We start from the raw sequence: 20965 nt of genomic DNA, 5'->3' as shown, positions 1-20965 counted from the left end.
CCTGATCAGGGGCGCCGGATCTTCGCGTCGATGCGGTGGATACGCAGGTCGTCCTGCGGGATCCGGAACGTCTCGACCACCCGGACCGTCACGAGGGTGCGGCCGAACAGTCCGGCGTCGAGGAGGTAGTCGACGGTGACGTCGTCGCCGTCGACCGTCCACACACAGCCGCGGATCGCCCGGATCACCCGGTACTGGGGGCCGCCGGACAGGCTTCGGCGCAGGTGATTTCCGGAGAACGCCGTCTTCAGCCCCACCTCGTAGCGCACGGCGCGCGGCTCGATGGGCACCGAGTTGCCGTCGTGGCTGAGCAACGCGTCCAGGTAGGCCCGGGCGACATCGACCTGTGTGTTCATGTCAGTAGTCGAACATTTCGGCCGCGGCGAGCACCAGCGTTTCCGCGTCGTCGCAGCTAGGCGCGGACGCCGCCACGGACGCCGTCAGCCGATTGGTGCGTTTGTCCCGTTCGCTCACCGGACTCGACGGCAGGTTCGTGTCGAACACCGCGCCCGGGTAGAAGTAGTAGTGGCATTCGCGTGCGTCCCGGAAGTACGTGAACGTCTTGCCGTCGAGTTCGACCGCTTCGGGGCCGCCGGTCTGCGACGGTTCGGGCGACAGGGCCAGTTGCACGGACGCCGCGTCGCCGCCGCGGAGAGTGAGGAGACACTCGTAGGGACGGCTGCCCGGGGTGAACGTCTCGACGCCCCGTCCGGACATCTTCTCGACCACCCTGCACGGATCCTGCTGCGCGAGAGGGATATCCGAACGCACCGGCACCGGGGTGCGCAGCCTGCCGGTGATCGATCCGAGCACCGTGCGGGCCTCCGCGCAGTCGTCGCCGCCGGCGGAGTCACCCGTTCCGCCCGCCCCGTCGAGATACGACACGTGCCCCCAGCGCCCCGGGGCGGTGGCGTCGTCCGGCACTCCCGGAACCGGGGGCAGCGCGAAGTAGAGGGTGCACGTGCCCGGGAGTGCGCCGACCGCGGGACGCACCTCGATTCCCGACGTCGCCTCGCCCGCACCGGTTTCTTCCGTGGGTTCGCGTTCGCCCACCGCCACCTCGACCCAGACGGGGTTGGCGGGCGTGCCGCGGGGTGGCACCACCTCGGCGTGGCACGTCGACAGATCGCCGACGGGACCGAACGCGGTGACCTGCCCGAGCGAGGCGACCAGATTTTCGTCGAGCAGGGAGCACGGGGCGATGTCGCGGGCCGCGGCGGCGACGGCCAACTCGACGCGGCTGTGATCGCTGACGGGCAGTCCGTAGATCGGCTCGCCGACCCCCGCCACGCTCGGCGCCCCCTCGACCACCCCGGCACAGGAGGTGAGCAGTACCGCAAAAAGTGCGGCCACCAGCGGTGATGTCACCGTCGCGCTGCGGCCCACCGCTGTCTCCTCACTCGGACTTCGAACCCCGGCACGCGAACGATGGTGCCCGGAGTACAGTGCTGAGTATGCAGCGCGCACTCCTCCTTGGTTGCCGCGACGGGGTCTGATCCAGACTGGCTTCCCGTCGCGGGGTTTCTCGTGCGCCGGTCGACACAGCCGTTGGACTCAGAAAGTCCACATCGAACCTGGAGATCAATCCCATGTCCCCCGCTGACGCCTTTACATCCGGAACGCGCACCATCACGCCGCCTTCCAAGCCTGCTCCCTCCGATCAGCCTGAGTGGAACACGCAGAAGAATTCGTCGATGCCGACGTTCCGTTACCGCTCCTTCTCCGAGGAAGTGGAGCCGGTGTCGCTGCCGGACCGCTCGTGGCCCGACAAGATCATCGACCGCGCGCCGCAGTGGTGTGCGGTCGACCTCCGTGACGGCAACCAGGCGCTGATCGACCCGATGAGCCCCGCCCGCAAGCGCCGCATGTTCGAACTGCTGGTGCGGATGGGCTACAAGGAGATCGAGGTCGGCTTCCCGTCGGCCAGCCAGACGGACTTCGACTTCGTCCGCGAGATCATCGAAGACGGCGCGATTCCGGACGACGTCACCATCCAGGTACTCACGCAGTCCCGGCCGGAACTGATCAAGCGCACGTTCGAGGCCTGTGAGGGCGCGAACAAGGTGATCGTCCACTTCTACAACTCGACGTCCATCCTGCAGCGCCGGGTGGTGTTCAAGGCCGAGCGCGACGTGATCAAGAAGATCGCGACCGACGCTGCGACCCTGGCCCTCGAAGAGGCGAAGAAATACCCCGACACGCAGTGGCGCTGGGAGTACTCCCCCGAGTCGTACACCGGCACGGAACTCGAGTACGCCAAGGAGGTGTGCGACGCCGTCACCGAGGTGCTGCAGCCGACGCCGGAGAACCCGGTGATCCTGAACCTGCCCGCCACCGTCGAGATGGCGACGCCCAACGTGTACGCCGACTCCATCGAGTGGATGCACCGCAACCTGGCCCGCCGCGACTCGGTCATCCTGTCGCTGCACCCCCACAACGACCGCGGCACCGGCGTGGCCGCCGCCGAGCTGGGCTACCAGGCCGGCGCCGACCGCATCGAGGGCTGCCTGTTCGGCAACGGTGAACGCACCGGCAACGTCTGCCTGGTCACGCTCGGACTCAACATGTTCACCCGGGGCGTCGACCCGCAGATCGACTTCTCGAACATCGACGAGATCCGCCGCACCGTCGAGTACTGCAACCAGCTGCCCGTCCACGAACGCCACCCGTACGGCGGCGACCTCGTGTACACCGCGTTCTCCGGCAGCCACCAGGACGCGATCAACAAGGGTCTGGACGCCATGAAGTTCGACTCCGACTCGCAGGACGCGGACGTCGACGACATCCTGTGGGCGGTGCCCTACCTGCCGATCGACCCCAAGGACGTGGGCCGCACGTACGAGGCCGTGATCCGCGTCAACTCGCAGTCCGGCAAGGGCGGCGTCGCGTACATCATGAAGGCCGATCACGGGCTGGTGCTGCCGCGTCGCCTGCAGATCGAGTTCTCGCAGGCCGTCCAGCGGATCACCGACGGCGAGGGTGGCGAGGTGTCGCCCAAGGAGATGTGGGACGTCTTCCACGAGGAGTACCTGGCTCCGATCACGCCGCTCGAGCGGATGAAGCAGAAGGTCACGGCGTCCGAGGAGGACGGCGGCACCGACTCCATCACCGCGACCGTGAAGGTCGACGGCAAGGAGCACGAGATCTCGGGTTCGGGCAACGGCCCGCTCGCCGCGTTCGTCGACGCGCTCGCCACGATCGACTTCGACGTGCGGGTTCTCGACTACTCCGAGCACGCCATGTCGGCCGGTGACGACGCCCAGGCGGCCGCGTATGTCGAGTGCGCGGTGACCGCTCCCGACGGACGGAACACCGTGGTCTGGGGTGTGGGCATCGCGACGTCGATCACTACCGCGTCGCTGCGGGCCGTGGTGTCGGCGGTGAACCGCGCGCACTGACCGCTTCCCGACCCTCGCTGCCGCAGGCGCGCACCACGCGCACCTGCGGTAGCGTCGTTTCCGGCCCCGGAAAGCGGCTCCCTCCGGGCGTCGGGTGACTACCCTGGTAACGGAGTCCACACCGGACCCGAACCGCCTCGGACCCTTCGGGGGGCGTCGTGAATCTGGCATTTCAACAGCATCTTCCGGTCCGCCCGTATCCGGCCCGGCGCCGCCCCAAGGGCAGCTTCTTCTACAAGATGATCACGACGACGGATCCCAAGGACCTGGGGATTCTGTACCTGATCACGTCGTTCGCGTTCTTCATGGCCGGCGGTCTGATGGCCCTGCTGATCCGCGGCGAACTCGCCGTCCCGGGTCTGCAGTTCCTGTCGAACGAGCAGTACAACCAGCTGTTCACGATGCACGGCACGATCATGCTGCTGCTGTACGCGACGCCGATCGTGTTCGGGTTCGCCAACTACATCCTGCCGCTGCAGATCGGCGCCCCCGACGTCGCGTTCCCCCGTCTCAACGCGTTCAGTTACTGGGCGTTCCTGTTCGGCGGCACGATCGCGATCGCGGGTTTCATCACCCCCGGCGGTGCCGCGGATTTCGGCTGGACGGCATACTCGCCGCTGACGAGCGCGCTGCATGCGCCGGGTGTCGGCGCCGATCTGTGGATCATGGGGCTGGCGCTGTCCGGTCTCGGCACCATCCTCGGCGGGGTCAACATGATCACCACCGTCATCTGCCTGCGAGCCCCGGGCATGATCATGTTCCGGATGCCGATCTTCACGTGGAACATATTCATCACCAGCATCCTGATCCTGGTGGCGTTCCCGATCCTCACCGCGGCGCTGATGGGGCTGTTCGTCGACCGCCACCTGGGCGGCAATCTGTACGACCCGGCCACCGGCGGCGTGCTGCTGTGGCAGCACCTGTTCTGGTTCTTCGGCCATCCGGAGGTGTACATCGTCGCGCTGCCGTTCTTCGGCATCGTGTCGGAGATCTTCCCGGTCTTCAGCCGCAAACCGCTCTTCGGGTACAGCGGGCTCGTCTACGCGACGATCGCCATCGCGGCCCTGTCGATCGCCGTGTGGGCGCACCACATGTACGCGACGGGCGCGGTGCTGTTGCCGTTCTTCTCGTTCATGACGTTCCTCATCGCGGTGCCCACCGGGGTGAAGATCTTCAACTGGATCGGCACCATGTGGAAAGGGCAGCTGACGTTCGAGACCCCCATGCTGTTCTCGCTCGGCTTCCTCATCACGTTCATCTTCGGCGGCCTCACCGGCGTCATCCTCGCGAGCCCGCCGCTGGACTTCCACGTCACCGACAGCTACTTCGTGATCGCCCACTTCCACTACGTGCTGTTCGGGACGATCGTTTTCGCCACATACGCGGGCATCTACTTCTGGTTCCCGAAGATGACAGGCCGCATGCTCGACGAGCGTCTCGGCAAATGGCATTTCTGGACCACGTTCACCGGTTTCCACGGCACGTTCCTCGTCCAGCACTGGCTCGGCGCCGAGGGGATGCCGCGCCGCTACGCCGACTACCTGCCCTCGGACGGCTTCACCGTCCTCAACTCGGTCTCCACGGTGTTCGCGTTCGTCTTGGGCGCGTCGACCGTGCCGTTCGTCTGGAACGTCTTCAAGAGCTACCGCTACGGCGAGGTGGTCACGGTGGACGACCCGTGGGGTTTCGGCAACTCGCTCGAATGGGCGACGACCTGCCCGCCGCCGCGGCACAACTTCACCGAGCTGCCGCGCATCCGCTCCGAGCGGCCGGCGTTCGAACTGCACTATCCGCACATGGTCGACCGAATGCACCGCGAGGCACACGTGGGTGTGCGGGGCGCAGTGGCGCACGCGACCGAACCGGCGTCCGCCGACCCGAAGGTAAACCGTCAGTAACATCCGCGTGAAAGTTCCCTTCCCCGAGAGCTTCTCGAGGAACCGGACGAAAACGACTCTGTGACAAAGCGTTGCAGATACCTCGACGGAGGACGCCCAGTTCGACGGAATTCCGGCGTTATTACTCTCTCGTAGGGTCGACACGCAAGTCCTTGAACGCTTGACAAGCCGATCGGGGCCTCGCAGAAGTTACGCGCGGGTACATATTTTCGACGTTATGCTCGCATTCCCCGAGCAGCGGACCCGCAATGGCGCAGGTCCGACGATCGCGTTCGGGGCGCCCCTGGAGTTAGTCAAGTGGGTTGTGCAGGGGTGCACGTGTCCGCGAAGGCGGCACCCAGTCCTCGGCGGACATGGCCTTGGCCATCGAAACACTCTGCGGATCAATGAGTTTTACGGAAACGGAGCGATAACAGATGTTCAAGCGAATAGCGATAGTCAACCGCGGCGAGGCGGCGGTCCGCCTGATTCGTGCGGTGCGCGAACTGAACGCCGAGCACAACTACGGCATCCGCACGATCGCACTGCACACCGAGGCGGAACGCCGCGCGATGTTCGTTCGGCAGGCCGACGAGGGTGTGTGCTTGCGCACAGTCAAGACCGGCACCGCCTACCTCGATCACGCCGAGCTGGCCCGCGCGCTGCGCGAGAGCAAGGCCGACGCCGTGTGGGTCGGCTGGGGCTTCGTCGCCGAGGATCCCGCGTTCGTCGAGGTTTGCGAGCAGCTCGGCATCACGTTCATCGGCCCGCCCGCCGAAGCGATGCGCCTGCTGGGCGACAAGGTGGAGGCCAAGCTCCTCGCGGAGAAGGTGGAGGTCCCGGTCGCGCCGTGGAGCGGCGGCCCCGTCGCCACCCGCGCCGACGCCCGCCGTCACGCCCAGGCCATCGGCTACCCGCTCATCATCAAGGCCCGCTCCGGTGGTGGTGGCCGCGGTATCCGCAAGGTGTGGTCCGAGGACGAACTCGAACTCGCGCTCGAACGCACCCAGGGTGAGGCCCAGCGGTCCTTCGGCGACCCCGTCGTGTTCATCGAACGACTGGTTACCGACGCACGCCACGTCGAGGTACAGGTAATTGCCGACAACTTCGGCAACGTCTGGGCTCCCGGTGTGCGCGACTGCTCCATCCAGCGCAAGAACCAGAAGGTCATCGAGGAGTCCAGCTCCCCGCTCCTCACCGCCGAGCAGTCGAACCACCTGCGCACCGTCTCCGCAGAGCTCGTGCGCGCCGCCGGCTACCGCGGCGCCGGCACGGTCGAGTACCTGTACCAGCCCGAGCAGAAGACGTTCACGTTCCTCGAGGTCAACACCCGCCTGCAGGTCGAGCACCCCATCACCGAGGCCACCACCGGCATCGACCTGGTGAAGCTGCAGATCCTCGTCGCGAGCGGTGAGCCGCTGGTCGGCGACTGCCCGCCCGAGTTCGGTCACGCCGTCGAGGCCCGCCTCAACGCGGAGGACGCCGCCAACGGCTTCGCTCCCGCGCCCGGCGCCGTGCAGCTGCTCAAGTTCCCGCTCGGCAGCGGTCTCCGCGTCGACACCGGCATCGCCCAGGGCGACGTCATCCCGCCCGACTACGACTCGATGGTCGCCAAGGTCATCGCCTGGGGTCGCGACCGCTCCGAGGCGCTCGCGCGTCTGCGCACCGCGCTCCGCGAGACCACGGTCGTGCTGCAGGGCGGCACCACCACCAAGTCGTTCCTGCTGGACCTGCTGGACCGCGAAGAGGTCATCTCGGCGTCCGCGGACACCGGCTGGCTGGACCGCACCGACGCAGGCAACTCCAACGTCCCGTCCCGGACCGCGGACGTCGCCCTGATCGCCGCCGCCATCGACGTCTACGACGCCGAGGAGAAGCTCGAGCGTGAGGCGTTCCTGTCGTCCGCTCGCGGTGGACGCCCCCGCGCCGGCCACGCCATCGGCCGCAAGGTGGAGCTCAGCTACCAGGGCCAGGCCTACGGACTCACTGTCACGCAGGTCGGCGCCCACACCTACCGCGTCGACGGGGACGCCCCCGAGACCGAGGTCGAGGTCGACCGCCTCAGCGAGTTCGAGAGCCGTCTGGTGATCGGCGACCGCCGCCACCATGTCGTCTCGGTCGCAGGCCGCGCCCAGTACCTCGTCGAGGTCGACGGCATCAGCCACCAGATCAGCCAGGACGAGGCCGGCGTCGTCCGCGCACCGGCTCCCGCAGTCGTGGTCGCGGTGCCCGTGTCCGTCGGCGACGAGGTCGAGGTCGGCGCCACGCTGGTCGTCCTCGAGAGCATGAAGATGGAGACCGCGGTCCGCGCCCCCGTCGCAGGCCGGGTGCGGGAAGTTCTCGCCATGGTCAACTCCCAGGTCGACGCCGGGACGGCACTGCTGCGCGTCGAGGAGAGCTCCGAGGAGTCCACCGCTCCGAAGTCGCCTCGCGTCGAATTCGATCTCGGTTCTCCCGCTTCGCACGGGAACACCCGGGCCGATGCCCTCGAGCAGATCGACGCACTCGCCGCACTGCTCACCGGTTACGACGTCAGCGCGAAGCGGGCCGGTGTTCTCCTCGCCGATTACGAGAAGCTGCGCGCCGAGATCGCTGGCGACCCGGATCTCGTGCAGGCGGAACTCGCCCTGCTGAACACGTTCGCGGACATCTGCGAGATCGGACGTAACCGTCCGACCGCAGCCGAGGAGGACGGTGACGAGCGCGTCCACAGCCCGCGCGAGCACTTCCACACCTACCTCCACACCCTCGACGTCGAGCTCGAAGGCCTGCCCGAGTCGTTCACGACCCGGCTGTCGCGGGCGCTGCGTCACTACGACGTCACCGACCTCGAGCGCACCGCAGAGCTGGAGGAGGCGGTCTACCGCCTGTTCCTCGCGCAGCAGCGCATGGACAACCAGGTTCCCGTCATCGCCGCCCTGCTCGATCGGTGGCTGAACGAAAAGAACGCTCCCGGCCGCGCACCCAGCGGACTCGGTGAGGTCCTGGACCGGCTGATCATCGCCACCCAGGTCCGCTACCCGGTGATCGGCAACGTCGCCCGCAACGTGCGGTTCCGGTTCTTCGACGAGCCGCAGATCCGCAAGGCCCGCGAGCAGGTCTACGACGGTGTCCGCGGCAGCCTCGAGTACCTCGCCGAGCGTCCCGACGCCGTCGACTACCAGGAACGCCTCGAGGCATTGGTCGCCACCCCGCAGTCGCTGACCGAGCTCCTCGGGCAGCGGATCGCACGCAAGAGCACCACCGTCGGGCCGCTGCTCGAGGTCGTCACCCGTCGCTACTACGACATCCGCACGCTCGAGGACGTCACGTCCTTCGACCGCAACGGACGGCGTTTCGTCACCGGCAACTTCGATCTGCTCGGCGAGCGCCTCAACCTGGTGTCGGCCGTCGCCGAGTACGCCGAACTGCCCGGTGCGCTCGACGAGATCGGTGCCGTCGCCTCGGAGAACCCCGAGAACCTCGTCCTCGACCTCTACCTGTCGTGGACCGCACCGCCCGCCGACCCGAACACGATGTCCGAGGACCTGCGGAAGGCGCTGGCGGCGCTGCCGCTGGCCGCGACCTGCCGCCGGGTCACGGTGTCCGTCTTCGGCGGAACCGACGTGGACGTCCGCAAGTTCACGTACCGCCCGGACGCAGGTGTCCTCGCGGAAGAGAAGCTGATTCGGGACATGCACCCGCTCACCGGCCAGCGACTCGACCTGTGGCGCCTGAAGAACTTCGACGGCACCCGCCTCCCCGCGGTCGCCGACACGTTCCTGTTCAACCTGGTCTCGCGCGACAACCCCACCGACGAACGCCTCATCGCGCTCGCCGAGATCCGCGACATCACGCCGGTCCGCAACGAGGACGGCCAGGTCATCGGTGTTCCCGCCGCGGAACGCGTCCTGCAGTCGTGCCTCGACGGCATCCGCCGGGCGCAGGCCACGCGCGGCAGCAAGCGCAAGCTCGACGCCAACCGCGTCGTGCTGTACGTGTGGCCGAAGATCGACGTCCCGGTCGAGGACCTCGAGGCGTTCGCCCGGGTCGCGGCACCGCTCACCGCGGGCGCCGGACTCGAGGAGATCACCGTGATCGCCCGGCTCCAGGGCGAGCCCGGCACGGAGTCGCGGGAGAAGGCTCTGCGCTTCTCCTACCGCACCGGTGCAGGCGTGGTCGTCAAGGTCACCGAACCGCCGACCGAGCCGCTGCAGCCGCTCGACGCGTACACGCAGAAGGTCCGCAGCTCACGTGCCCGCGGCACCGTCTACCCGTACGAGCTGATCCCGCTGCTCACCGGCCGCGACGGCAGCTTCGTCGAGCACGACCTGGACGAGACGGGCCAGCTGGTTCCCGTCGAGCGTCCGTACGGTCAGAACAAGGCCGGCCTCGTCGTCGGTCTGGTCACCGCCCGCACCGACCGGCATCCCGAGGGAATGACCCGCGTCGCGCTCTTCGGTGACCCGACGAAGGCCCTCGGCACCGTCGCGGAAGCCGAGTGCGCCCGCCTCGTCGCCGGTGTGGACCTGGCCGAGAAGCTGGGTGTCCCGGTCGAGTGGTTCGCGCTGTCGTCCGGCGCGACGATCTCCATGGACAGCGGCACCGAGAACATGGACTGGGTGTCCCGCGGCCTGCGTCGCCTCATCACGTTCACGCAGAACGGTGGCGAGGTCAACGTGATCGTGGCCGGCATCAACGTCGGTGCGCAGCCGTACTGGAACGCCGAAGCCACGATGCTGATGCACACCAAGGGCATCCTCGTCATGACGCCGGACAGTGCCATGGTGCTCACCGGTAAGAACTCGCTCGACTACTCGGGTGGCGTCTCGGCCGAGGACAACTTCGGCATCGGTGGTTACGACCGCGTGATGGGCCCGAACGGTGAGGCGCAGTACTGGGCGCCGAACCTGCCCGCCGCGTGCGAGATCCTGTTCGCGCACTACGACCACGCGTACGTCGTTGCCGGAGAACGCTTCCCGCGTCGGGCGCAGACCAGCGACCCGATCGGGCGCGACGTGCGGTCCTTCCCGCACATCCACCCGTCCAGCGACTTCACCACGGTCGGCGACATCTTCTCCGCGGAGACGAACCCGGAACGCAAGAAGCCGTTCGACATTCGCACGGTGATGCGTTCGCTCGTCGACCAGGACCACGCGGTGCTGGAGCGGTGGGCCGACATGGCGGACGCCGACACGTCCGTCGTGTTCGACGCGCACCTCGGCGGTTACCCGGTGAGCGTCATCGGCATCGAGTCGCGGGCCATCGCCCGTAAGGGATGGTCGCCGGCCAACGGTCCCGACCAGTGGACCGCGGGAACGCTGTTCCCGCAGTCGTCGAAGAAGACGGCCCGGGCGATCAACGCCGCCAGCGGCAGCCGTCCGCTCGTGGTGCTGGCCAACCTGTCCGGCTTCGACGGTTCCCCGGACTCGCTGCGGCACATCCAGCTCGAGTACGGCGCCGAGATCGGCCGCGCCATCGTCAACTTCGACGGCCCGATCGTGTTCTGCGTCGTCTCCCGCTACCACGGTGGCGCGTTCGTGGTGTTCTCCGGAGCACTGAACGACAACATGGAGGTGCTGGCGGTCGAGGGTTCGTTCGCGTCGGTCCTCGGTGGTGCCCCCGCCGCGGCCGTGGTGTTCACCCGCGAGGTCAACTCTCGGGTGGCCGCCGACCCGTCGATCCGGGAGCTCGAGGCCAACCTGGCGGGCGCCCAGAACGACGCCCAGCAGGCTCACCTGAGGGTGGAGTTGGCGGCCCAGCAGGCTGCTGTGCGCAACGAGAAGCTCGGTGAGGTCGCGGCCGAGTTCGAGGCCGTGCACAACATCCAGCGGGCTCAGCGGGTCGGCTCCGTCGACGCCGTCATCCCGGCCGTCGAACTGCGTCCGTACATCATCGGTGCGGTCGAGCGCGGCATGCGCCGGGCGGTCGAAGCAGGCAAGTAGTCCCCACCCGAACGGCCGCGGCACCTACCGGTGTCGCGGCCGTTCGGCGTTTCCGCCACCGCGGGCGGGGAGTCCGCACCGGCCGCATTTCACCTGTTTCGGATGACGCGGGTGCCCCGACCCGGTGCGATAGTCAGCGCAGAGTGAATTCGACTGTGAATGGAGCGCTGCAATGGACTCTTTCTGGGACTTTCTCTGGGTGATCATCGTCACCTTCGGCTTCGTGGCCTACCTGATCCTGTTGTTCTCCATCATCACCGACCTGTTCCGCGACCATAAGACGTCGGGCTGGGCGAAGGCCATCTGGATCATCTTCCTGTTCTTCATCCCCCTGCTGACCGCGCTGGTGTACCTCATCGTCAAGAGCGACGGCATGGCCCAGCGGTCGATGGCGGCCGCGCAGGAGGTGAAGCAGGCCCAGGACAGCTACATCCGTTCCGTGGCGGGCAAGTCCTCGGCCGAGCAGATCGCGGACGCGAAGGCCCTGCTCGATGCAGGCACCATCACACAGCAGGAGTACGAGACGCTGAAGGCCAAGGCGCTGGCCTGACCCCGCACCGTCACCGTCGAAGGCCCGCCCCGGTGCGGGCCTTCGTGCTGTCGGGGGTCAGTCCCGCATCCGCGCCGCGACGTCCCGGAACGCCTGCAGCACCGTCGCCACCGCGGGGACGTCGTCGGCGGCCGGCCGCCGAGCCAGTTCGTAGATACGGGCCGCCCGCACCCCGGCCAGCGGCAGCTGGACCACCGAGCGGTTCGTCACCGCGTGGCGGGCCAGCAGGGCAACGCCGTGACCACCGGCGACGAGTTCCTCGATGACCCGGAAGTCGTTGATGCGCATCACCACATGCGGCTGCACACCGGTCGCGGCGGCCACCGACATCAGCACGTCGTCGACGGGGAACCCGCCGCGCACACTGATCCACCGCTCGTCCGCCAACTGGTCCGGGCGGACCGCATCCTGGCCGGCCAGCGGATGGCCCGGCGGCAGGATGAGGTCGATGGGTTCGCGCATCAGCGGTTCGGCCGTCACCCGCGGCGAGGACGTGTCCGGGGCCCGCTCGTCGCGATGCGTGAGGACCACGTCGTAATCGGCGAGCAGGGTGGGCACCGCGGCGGCGGGCAGGTCCTCGTCGCGCGCCTGCAGGTCCACCCCACTGCCTTCGAGCGCGTCCAGCAGTCCGGGCAGCAGCAGCGCGGCGCCGGACGGGAACAGCGCCACCCGCACCCGCCCGCGCGGCGAACCGCGGTAGGCGCTCATCTCCGCCGCCGCACGGTCCAGGGCGGCCACGACGTCGTCGGCGCGGACGACGAGCGCCTGACCGGCGTCCGTGAGCCGCAACCGGCGGCCGGCGGGTTCGAGCAGGGTCACCCCGGCCTCCCGCGACAGGATCTTGAGCTGCTGCGACACCGCCGACGGCGTCATCGACAACGCCTGCGCGGTCGCTGCCACCGTGCCGCGGTCCGCGAGCTCGCGCAGCACGCGCAACCGGGTCGCATCCATGTAGCAAAACTACATTGATAGTGCACTTTAATGCGCTTGTCCTGATCATTTCAGGCCCTCACGATGGAATGCATGACCTCCCGCGACCGGCTGCTCGGACTCACCGTCGTCGTCCTGTGGGGGCTCAACTTCCTCGCCATTCGCGCGGGCCTCGATCACTTCCCACCGTTCTTCTTCGCCGCGCTGCGATTCTTCGTCATCGCGATCCCGGTGATCCTGTTCGTTCCCCGGCCACAGGTCCCGCTGAAGTGGCTGCTGGTGTACGGCCTCGGGTTCGGCGTCGGCCAGTTCGCCTTCCTCTTCTGGGCCATGCACGTCGGCATGCCCACCGGGCTGGCATCGCTGGTCCTGCAGTCGTCCGCACCGTTCACCGTGGTCCTCGGCGCGGTCCTGCTGCGGGAGCGACTGCGGCCCGCACAGGTGAGCGGACTCCTGGTGGCGATGGCCGGAATGACCCTCATCGGCTGGGACCGCGCCCAGCACGCCGCGCTGCTGCCGGTGGCCCTGACGCTGCTCGCGGGACTGTCGTGGGCGGTGGGCAACATCGGCAACCGCAAGGCCGCGTCGGACCAGCCGATGCGCCTGATGCTGTGGATGTGCGTCATTCCGCCGCTGCCGATGCTGGCGCTGTCGCTCGGCGTGGAGGGACCGTCCGCGGGCTGGAACTCCCTGACGTCGTCGCTGGAGGGCACCGGCCCGCTCGCGCTTGCTGGCCTCGCCTACATCGTGATTCTCGGCACGGTCGCGGGCTCGGGTCTGTGGACGGCACTGCTCAGCCGCTACCCCGCCGGGATGGTCGCACCGTTCTCCCTGCTGGTTCCGATCGTCGGGATCGGGGCGTCCTGGCTGGTGCTGCACGAGGAGCCGAGCGTCCTGTCACTGATCGGCGGGGCCGTCGTCATCGCCGGTGCCGCCGCCACCCAGGTGAGTGGCAGGGTGCGTCCGAGCACACTTTCGCACTCACCTGCCCCCGCGCGAGTCGGCGTCTGACCGGACCCTGTGCAAAACTCGCGGAGTGAGTACTGGAACTGGGATCACGACGCGTGGCAAGCTCGCCCTGCGCGCAGCGGCGGCGGCCTCGTGGGCGTCGCAGAAGGCGGGCCGGGGCAAGGGCTCGATGATCGGCGGACTGATCGCCCTGAAGATCGACCCGACACTGATGGAGCAGCTCGGCGCAGGCCGGCGCACCGCGGTGATCACCGGCACCAACGGCAAGTCCACCACCACCCGGATGACCGCGGCGGCGCTCTCCACCCTCGGTGAGGTCGCGACGCAGGCGGATGGCGCCAACATGGACGCCGGCATCGTCGCGGCGCTCAGCACCCGCGTCCACGCGCCCCTCGCCGCCCTCGAGGTCGACGAACTCCACGTCCCGCACGTCTCCGACGCGGTCAACCCCGAGGCCCTGGTGCTGCTCAACCTCAGCCGCGACCAACTCGACCGGGTCGGCGAGATCAACATGATCGAACGCAAACTCCGCGCCTGCGTCGCCGCGCACCCGGAGGCCGTTGTGATCGCCAACTGCGACGACGTCCTCGTCACCTCGGTGGCCTACGACGCGAAGAACGTCGTCTGGGTCGCCGCGGGCGGCGGATGGGCCAGCGACGCCGCCAGCTGTCCGCGCACCGGTGAACCCATCGTCTGGGAGGGCTCGCACTGGCGCAGCACGGGTTCGGACTTCGCGCGCCCGACCCCCGACTGGTGGCTGGACGACGAAAACCTGCACGGGCCCGACGGTCTGAAGATCCCGATGACACTCGCCCTGCCCGGGCGCGCCAACCGCGGCAACGCCGCGCAGGCCGTCGCCGCGGCGGTCGCGATGGGCGCGAAGGCGGAGGACGCCGTCGCCGCGGCAGCCACCGTCCAGGAGGTCGCGGGCCGCTACAGCACCGTCGAGGTCGGGTCGCACTCCGTGCACATGCTGCTCGCCAAGAATCCCGCCGGCTGGCAGGAAGCGCTGTCGATGATCGACCCCACCGTCGACGGACTCGTGATCGCCGTCAACGGGCAGGTTCCCGACGGCGAGGACCTGTCCTGGTTGTGGGACGTGCGGTTCGAGCACTTCGAGGGCGTCAAGGTGGTGGCGGCCGGCGAACGCGGCACCGACCTGGCCGTCCGTCTCACGTACGCCGGCGTCGAGCACACGCTCGACCCGAACCCGTTGCGGGCCATCGCGTCCTGCCCGCCCGGACGCGTCGAGGTGCTCGCCAACTACACCGCCTTCCGCGACCTGAACACCGCCATCGCGAAGGAGGCGCGCAATGCCTGACTCGACCGTACGCATCGGCCTGGTGCTGCCCGACGTGATGGGCACCTACGGCGACGGCGGCAACGCCCTGATCCTCCGGCAGCGACTGCGCATGCGCGGATACGACGCGGAGATCGTCGAGATCACGCTGAACGACCCGGTCCCGGAGTCCCTCGACGTGTACACGCTCGGTGGGGCCGAGGACTCGGCGCAGCGCCTCGCCACCCGGCACCTCGCCAAGTACCCCGGACTGCAGAAGGCCGCCGAACGCGGCGCCCCCGTCCTGGCGATCTGCGCCGCGATCCAGGTGCTCGGCAACTGGTACGAGACGTCGAGCGGCGAACGCGTCGAGGGTGTCTCGATGCTCGACGTCACCACGTCCCCGCAGGCGACCCGTTCCATCGGTGAAGTGATCACGACACCACAGATGGACGGGTTGTCGCAGCCGCTCACGGGGTTCGAAAACCACCGCGGCGGAACCACACTCGGCTCCGACGCCCGCGGCCTGGCCCGGGTCACGCACGGCGTCGGCAACGGCGTCGGGGACGGACTCGAAGGCGTCGTCCAGGGTTCCGTGATCGGCACGTACATGCACGGACCCGCGCTCGCCCGCAACCCCGAACTCGCCGACCTGCTCCTGAAACGGGCGCTGGGCGTCGACGAACTCGCGCCCCTCGACCTGCCCGAGGTCGAGCAGTTGCGCCGGGAGCGCCTGCGCGCCTGAGCACGTGAGTGGCACAGCGTCGTTCCGTACTCTTTCTCACTCACCTCCGCAGGTGAGTGAGAAAGAGTGGCCGGGCACTCTTTCTCACTCACGTGGGCAGGCCGGACAGCGGCGCGACATATCGGCCCATCCTTCGCGGACCAACACCCGGCGCTCTTCCTCGAATACCCCGCAGGGGTCGCGGGTCGTCTCCTCCCACCCGTAGACCAGCCGTGGACGGTCGGCCAGCTCCGCCGCGTTGTCGCGCCGACGGTCACGGAAGCGGGACTGTTGCGCGCTGTGATACTGCTGCCCGTCGAGCCGGACGATCAGCGGCACACCCATGGGGCTGTAATCGACGTCCTCGTACAGAATCCGGCCGTCCACGACGTGCGGCATCTGACGTTTCCCGCTCGGCAGCCCGTGCGCCCGTTCGACGTCGAGTGCGTAACGATGTTCGAGGGCCGATTGAACGCCGTCGCCGAGCAGCGTCACGGCGTCGGCGATGTCGGTCGCGTACCGGTGTGGACGCCGGACCTCGAGTTTCCGCCGGAGCACCTCGACGTGGACCTTGCCACTCGTGGCGGCCTCGATGAACCGGAGGGCCGCCTCCCGCGGGGTGGCCTCGGACACCGCGAGGTCGATCACCGTGTCGGCCAACGACGTCCGTGGCAGGCGGAACGGGACCGAGATGTGCTCGAATGCGCGGGACCGATGGACCACGACGCCACCATGAACGAGTGCGTTGCCGACCGAGGTGGGGCGCGGACCGCCGGGTGTGCGGACCGTCGGCCCCTGATTCACCGCCGAGCAGTTGTAGGGGACGGTGATGTGGACCGGTGCCGACGGGTCGTCGACGCGGAGCAGTCCCCATTCCTCGGCCGCGGTCCGGTGGCTCAGGATCGCCCGGCCGCCGTACAGGAGTGCGGCGGAGAGGGCCATCGGGCGGGTGAGCGGACCGTTGGTGACCGCGATGACGCGCGGCAGCACCCGCAGCCACTGGCCGGACACCACACGATGTCGGAGTGCGGTGGCACTGACGCCGTGCGCCCGGAGCTGTGCCGTGGTGACGACGCCGTCCTGGGCGTCGAGAATGGTCTGCCATGAGTCGTGTTCCATGCTCGGAACGGTGTCGGCCCGCCCCGACAGGAACCGCCCCTAACCACCATTTTTTTTCCACAGCCTGTGGATAACCCCTGTGAGTGCCGATGCGCATCCGAGTACACATCGGCACTCACGTGCGGAGCGCAACCAGAGGGTTGCAGAACGACGAAAAGAGTGCAACCATGAAGTTGCACATCAACCGTTGTCGAAAAAGGTGACCCACCATGGACGCATCGAGCAGCATCACCCGGACCGTCGTCGTGAACGCCCCGAGATCGGCGGTGTGGGCGGCGATCACGGATCCCGACAAGATCAGCCAGTGGTTCGGGCAGCGCACGTCGCTCGACCTCAGCGTCGGCGGTAAGGCCGCCTTCACCTGGGACGAGCACGGCACCGCCCGCGCCGTCGTCACGGAGGTCGACGAACCGAACGCGTTCGGCTTCCGCTGGGCCGCCGACATGGACGCCGACCCGGTGATCGGCAACTCCACCCTGGTGCGGTTCACGCTGTCCGAGCACGCGTCCGGCACCGAACTGACAGTCGTCGAGACCGGATTCGACACCCTCGACCGCGACGTGGCCGACCAGAAGAGGGCCCGCAAGGGCAACGTCCAGGGCTGGCACGCCGAACTCGACGAACTGGTCGCGTACCTGCACGGCGTGAAGGCGTGACAGTGGGCACGTACGCCGAACTGGCCTCGGTGTTCGCGGCACTGTCCGACGAAACCCGCTGGGAGATCCTCACCGAACTCGGGCGGGCCGACCAGTCGGCGTCGTCGCTCGCCACCCGGCTTCCGGTGTCGCGGCAGGCCATCGCGAAGCATTTGAATGCGCTGCAGGCCTGCGGACTGGTGGAGTCGGTGAAGGTGGGCCGCGAGATCCGCTACCGCGCGCTGGGCGCGGAGCTCAACAAGACGGCGCGGACGCTGGAACGGATCGGCGCCGAGTGGGATCGCCGGCTGGCCGCCATCAAGCAGATCGCGGAATCGATGGAGGAGTAAAGACCCCAGACAGGGGTTCGGCCGGGAATGCTTCTGCATTCTCGGCCGGATCTCTGCTTCTCGAGTTTTCTCTGCTCACAGGTACATTTCCTCGATCCGCATCACTGACGATACACGCGAGTGATCTACGTCACAAGAGGCTCTACCGGACTTTTCTTCACCCGATCGTGCCCGGGCAGGGCCAGGGACACCGCGAACACCAGGACCGCCAGCACGGCGCACACCCCGTAGGCGATCGAGAAACCGGCGGCCGAGGCGACACCGCCCACCATGCTCGCCGCCAGGACCGTCGCGACCACCGCGCTGCACATGGTGGTACCCATCGTCCGCAGCAGGACGTTGACGCCGTTGGCCGCGGCCATCTGCGTGGACGGCACGGCCCGGACGATCAGCATCGGCAGCGTGCTGTACACCAGCGCGGTGCCGACGGCCGCGACCCCGAGCGCGGCGATCACCATCCACAACTCCTTGTGCGGCACCGTGTGCAGCGCGTAGCCGAGGACGAGACAGATCGCGCCCGACAGGATCGTCACCTTCGACCCGTAGCGTTCGGACACCCGGGCCCCGACCTGCGCGAAGACGATCATCGACAGACTCGTCGGCAGCTGGCACACCGCGGCCTGGAGAATCGTCAGGCCGTAGCCGGCGTCTCCGCGGGGCGCCTGCAGCAACTGGGTGGTGATGAGGGCGTTTCCGTAGAACGCGAACCCGACGAGCAGCGCCGTGACATGCGGCAGCAGCACCGACCGTCGCGCCGACACCCGCAGGTCAACCAGCGGGTTCCGATTTCGCAGCTGCTGATGTCCCCACAGCGCGAACAGGAACACCGCGGACGCGAACATGCCCAGCACCGCGGGGCTACCCCAGCCCCACGAGCTGCCCTGGGTGATCGGGACGAGCAGGCAGACGAGGGCCGCGGTGAGACCGACGGCGCCGACGCCGTCGAACCGCCCACCGGACCGCACCTCGGACTCGCGGATGAACAGCACCGCGGCCGTGGTGACCGCGAGCCCGATTCCCGCGATGACCCAGAAGAGGACGTGCCAGTTGGAGTACTCGGCGACGGACGCCGCGAACGGCAGTCCGAGCGCGGTGCCGATCCCGAGGGTCGAGCTCATCATGGCGATGGCGCCGTTGACCTTCTCCCGCGGCAATTCGTCGCGGAGGATCGAGATTCCGACCGGGATGACGGCGGCGCCTGCCCCCTGCAGTCCCCGCGCGAAGATCAGGAACGCGATGTCGGACGTCACGGCGCAGATCAACGCTCCGAGCGTCATGAAGACGAAGGCGACGAGAAGCATCCGCTTCTTGCCGAACATGTCGGCGAGCCTGCCGAAGATGGGGGTGACGACCGCGCCGACCAGGAGGGTGGTGGTGATCAGCCAGGACACCGACGTCTGACTCGCGCCGGTGAACGCCGGCATGCTGGGCAGGAGGGGCACCATGACGGTCTGCAGGACGGCCTGGAACACGCCCGCGAACGCGAGAATCGGGAAGAGGTAACGCGATCCGCCGGCAGAGTCCGGCGGTGCGACCGGCTGATCCGCAAGCGCCGACAGTGGGCGCGGCAACGAGATCGTCAAGCGTCACCCCTTGCACAGCTGGTAAATGGTTGTTCACCAGATTAGGTGAACAACCATTTACCCCGCAAGCCGGACAATCCGCCCTCAGCCGTCGAGCAACTCCTGCACCAGCGGGGCGTAGTGCGCCACCACCTCTTCCGGGGTGCCCGTCGCATGCTCCTGCATCATCTTGCGACGCATGACGGCGAGACCCGTCAGCATCGACATCACCAGTTCGGCGCGCAGCCGGGCATCCGGCCCGGGCAGTCGTTCGGCCAGCGCGTCGATCATCTGCGCCGAATAGTTGGCGCGAAGCTTGCGGCTGCTCTCCTCGCTCGGCCCGCTCATGAACAGGATGTTCAGCGACAGCGGCTTGTACGGTTCGAGCGGCCGCGCGAACATCGACACCATCCGCTCACCGAGACCGTCCAGCGGACCGCTGAACACGATCTCCGCGGCGGCACGGAAATCGACGAGCGCGTCGAACAGCTGCTCCTTCGACCCGAAGTACTTGATGATCAGCGGTGCGCTGACCCCGGCGTCCTCGGCGATGTCCTTGAGCGTGATCTCCCGGTACGGACGCGTCGCGAACGCCCGCCCCGCCGCGTCGACGATCAGCGACCGTGACTGCTCGGCCGTCCGCTTCACCGGCGCGGCAGTGCCCGGATCCGACGTCACAGCGTGCGTCTCCCCGACAACGCCCTGCCCAGCGTGAGCTCGTCGGCGAACTCGAGGTCGCCGCCCATCGGCAGACCCGACGCGAGCCGGCTGACCGTCAGCCCGGGGAAGTCCCGCAGCATCCGCACCAGATACGTCGCGGTGGCCTCCCCCTCGGTGTTGGGGTCGGTCGCGATGATCACCTCGGAGACGTCGACGCCGTCCTCCTGATTGCCGATGCGCGCGAGCAACTCCCGGATACGGAGCTGATCGGGGCCCACCCCGGACAGCGGATCCAGCGCACCGCCCAGAACGTGATAGCGGCCCTTGAACTCGCGGGTGCGCTCGACGGCCTGGACGTCCTTCGGCTCCTCGACCACACAGATCACCGTGCGGTCACGGCGCGGATCGGCGCAGATGCGGCAGTGCTCCTTGTCGGAGACCGTGCCGCACACCACGCAGAACTGGACGCCGTCGCGCACCCGCTGCAGCGCATTCTTGAGCCGGTCGATCTCCGGCGGCTCGACGCTGAGCAGGTGGAACGCGATGCGCTGAGCGCTCTTCGGCCCGACGCCGGGCAGCTTGCCGAGCTCGTCGATCAGATCCTGAACCGGACCTTCGTACACGCCGCGCCTCTAGAAACCGGGGAGACCGGGCAGGCCTCCCCCACCGAATCCGCCCGCGAGCGGACCGAGCTTCTGCGCCGCGATCTCCTGCGCCTTGTTCGACGCGTCCTCGATCGCACCGATCACGAGGTCCTGCAGAGTTTCCACGTCGTCGGGATCGACGACCTTCGGATCGATCTTCAGACCGACCACTTCACCTGTTCCCTTGACCGTCGCGGTCACGAGTCCGCCACCGGCCTGCCCGGTGACCTCGGCCTCGGCCATCTCCTGCTGGGCGGCCATCAGCTGCTGCTGCATCTGCTGTGCCTGCGCGAGGAGCGCCGACATGTCGGGTTGTCCACCTGGTTGCACTGACGTGGTCCTTT

The 20965-nt window shown here is 68.2% G+C and carries 17 protein-coding genes; 9 read left to right on the top strand and 8 right to left on the bottom strand.

Annotated elements, in window-relative coordinates; translation table 11 throughout:
* Nucleotides 1-5 precede the first annotated feature (5 nt).
* Together ACLIVD_RS02880 and ACLIVD_RS02875 are read right to left on the bottom strand one after the other, a co-directional pair.
* Nucleotides 6-356, bottom strand: coding sequence for a DUF8021 domain-containing protein (locus tag ACLIVD_RS02880; RefSeq protein WP_491931899.1), 351 nt, complete (start codon nucleotides 354-356; stop codon nucleotides 6-8).
* 1 nt (nucleotide 357) lies between these two features.
* Nucleotides 358-1386 (bottom strand): hypothetical protein, encoded by a 1029-nt coding sequence (locus ACLIVD_RS02875; protein ID WP_283353903.1) that lies wholly within the window; start codon nucleotides 1384-1386, stop codon nucleotides 358-360.
* Nucleotides 1387-1589: 203 nt separating this feature from the next.
* Between ACLIVD_RS02875 and leuA the strand changes: the two genes are divergently transcribed.
* The 4 genes from leuA (at nucleotide 1590) to ACLIVD_RS02855 (ending at nucleotide 11749) form a co-directional block, all read left to right on the top strand.
* Nucleotides 1590-3398 carry a 2-isopropylmalate synthase gene (gene leuA / locus ACLIVD_RS02870; protein WP_491931898.1) on the top strand — a complete coding sequence of 603 codons (1809 nt, stop codon included), beginning with the start codon at nucleotides 1590-1592 and terminating at the stop codon, nucleotides 3396-3398.
* 158 nt (nucleotides 3399-3556) lie between these two features.
* Entirely contained in the window at nucleotides 3557-5296 is a 1740-nt protein-coding gene (ctaD, locus tag ACLIVD_RS02865; RefSeq protein ID WP_283332747.1) for an aa3-type cytochrome oxidase subunit I, read from the top strand.
* A 416-nt stretch (nucleotides 5297-5712) separates the two neighbouring features.
* A complete protein-coding gene (locus tag ACLIVD_RS02860) occupies nucleotides 5713-11199 on the top strand; it encodes an ATP-binding protein (RefSeq protein WP_491931897.1) in 5487 nt (1828 codons plus the stop codon).
* A 172-nt stretch (nucleotides 11200-11371) separates the two neighbouring features.
* Entirely contained in the window at nucleotides 11372-11749 is a 378-nt protein-coding gene (locus ACLIVD_RS02855; RefSeq protein ID WP_005253383.1) for an SHOCT domain-containing protein, read from the top strand.
* 57 nt (nucleotides 11750-11806) lie between these two features.
* Here the strand turns inward: ACLIVD_RS02855 and ACLIVD_RS02850 are convergent, their stop codons facing one another.
* Complete coding sequence (locus tag ACLIVD_RS02850) at nucleotides 11807-12700, bottom strand: LysR family transcriptional regulator (RefSeq protein ID WP_105419659.1); 894 nt, start codon at nucleotides 12698-12700, stop codon at nucleotides 11807-11809.
* Nucleotides 12701-12772: 72 nt separating this feature from the next.
* Here ACLIVD_RS02850 and ACLIVD_RS02845 point away from each other — a divergent pair, with 72 nt between their 5' ends.
* Genes ACLIVD_RS02845 through ACLIVD_RS02835 form a run of 3 tightly spaced genes read left to right on the top strand, consistent with a single transcriptional unit; the run spans nucleotide 12773 to nucleotide 15672 of the window.
* Complete coding sequence (locus ACLIVD_RS02845) at nucleotides 12773-13690, top strand: EamA family transporter (protein WP_491931896.1); 918 nt, start codon at nucleotides 12773-12775, stop codon at nucleotides 13688-13690.
* Nucleotides 13691-13715: 25 nt separating this feature from the next.
* Nucleotides 13716-14969, top strand: coding sequence for a Mur ligase family protein (locus ACLIVD_RS02840; RefSeq protein ID WP_491931895.1), 1254 nt, complete (start codon nucleotides 13716-13718; stop codon nucleotides 14967-14969).
* Nucleotides 14962-15672 carry a type 1 glutamine amidotransferase gene (locus tag ACLIVD_RS02835; protein WP_491931894.1) on the top strand — a complete coding sequence of 237 codons (711 nt, stop codon included), beginning with the start codon at nucleotides 14962-14964 and terminating at the stop codon, nucleotides 15670-15672. The genes ACLIVD_RS02840 and ACLIVD_RS02835 overlap by 8 nt, the downstream gene beginning before the upstream one ends.
* Nucleotides 15673-15756: 84 nt before the next feature.
* Here the strand turns inward: ACLIVD_RS02835 and ACLIVD_RS02830 are convergent, their stop codons facing one another.
* On the bottom strand, nucleotides 15757-16770 hold the full coding sequence (locus tag ACLIVD_RS02830; protein WP_491931893.1) for a type IV toxin-antitoxin system AbiEi family antitoxin domain-containing protein: 1014 nt from the start codon (nucleotides 16768-16770) through the stop codon (nucleotides 15757-15759).
* A 209-nt stretch (nucleotides 16771-16979) separates the two neighbouring features.
* Here ACLIVD_RS02830 and ACLIVD_RS02825 point away from each other — a divergent pair, with 209 nt between their 5' ends.
* Together ACLIVD_RS02825 and ACLIVD_RS02820 are read left to right on the top strand one after the other, a co-directional pair.
* On the top strand, nucleotides 16980-17426 hold the full coding sequence (locus ACLIVD_RS02825) for an SRPBCC family protein (RefSeq protein ID WP_491931892.1): 447 nt from the start codon (nucleotides 16980-16982) through the stop codon (nucleotides 17424-17426).
* Nucleotides 17423-17755, top strand: a complete 333-nt coding sequence (locus ACLIVD_RS02820) for an ArsR/SmtB family transcription factor (RefSeq protein WP_005248640.1) — start codon at nucleotides 17423-17425, stop codon at nucleotides 17753-17755. The genes ACLIVD_RS02825 and ACLIVD_RS02820 overlap by 4 nt, the downstream gene beginning before the upstream one ends.
* 125 nt (nucleotides 17756-17880) lie before the next feature.
* On the opposite strand, the gene ACLIVD_RS02815 is transcribed toward ACLIVD_RS02820, so the two are convergent.
* The 4 genes from ACLIVD_RS02815 to ACLIVD_RS02800 form a co-directional block, all read right to left on the bottom strand.
* Nucleotides 17881-19338 (bottom strand): MFS transporter, encoded by a 1458-nt coding sequence (locus tag ACLIVD_RS02815; RefSeq protein WP_317571840.1) that lies wholly within the window; start codon nucleotides 19336-19338, stop codon nucleotides 17881-17883.
* A gap of 84 nt (nucleotides 19339-19422) precedes the next feature.
* Complete coding sequence (locus ACLIVD_RS02810; RefSeq protein WP_005248642.1) at nucleotides 19423-19995, bottom strand: TetR/AcrR family transcriptional regulator; 573 nt, start codon at nucleotides 19993-19995, stop codon at nucleotides 19423-19425.
* Nucleotides 19992-20600, bottom strand: coding sequence for a recombination mediator RecR (recR, locus tag ACLIVD_RS02805; RefSeq protein WP_005248644.1), 609 nt, complete (start codon nucleotides 20598-20600; stop codon nucleotides 19992-19994). The genes ACLIVD_RS02810 and recR overlap by 4 nt, the downstream gene beginning before the upstream one ends.
* A gap of 9 nt (nucleotides 20601-20609) precedes the next feature.
* The gene (locus tag ACLIVD_RS02800; RefSeq protein ID WP_009477269.1) at nucleotides 20610-20951 is read right to left on the bottom strand and encodes a YbaB/EbfC family nucleoid-associated protein; all 342 of its coding nucleotides are present in this window, start codon (nucleotides 20949-20951) and stop codon (nucleotides 20610-20612) included.
* Nucleotides 20952-20965 lie beyond the last annotated feature (14 nt).

This window comes from Rhodococcus sp. G6(2025) (assembly GCF_058628105.1).
The sequence above is the reverse complement of the archived record's forward strand: the minus strand, read 5'-3'. Positions and strand labels throughout refer to the sequence as shown.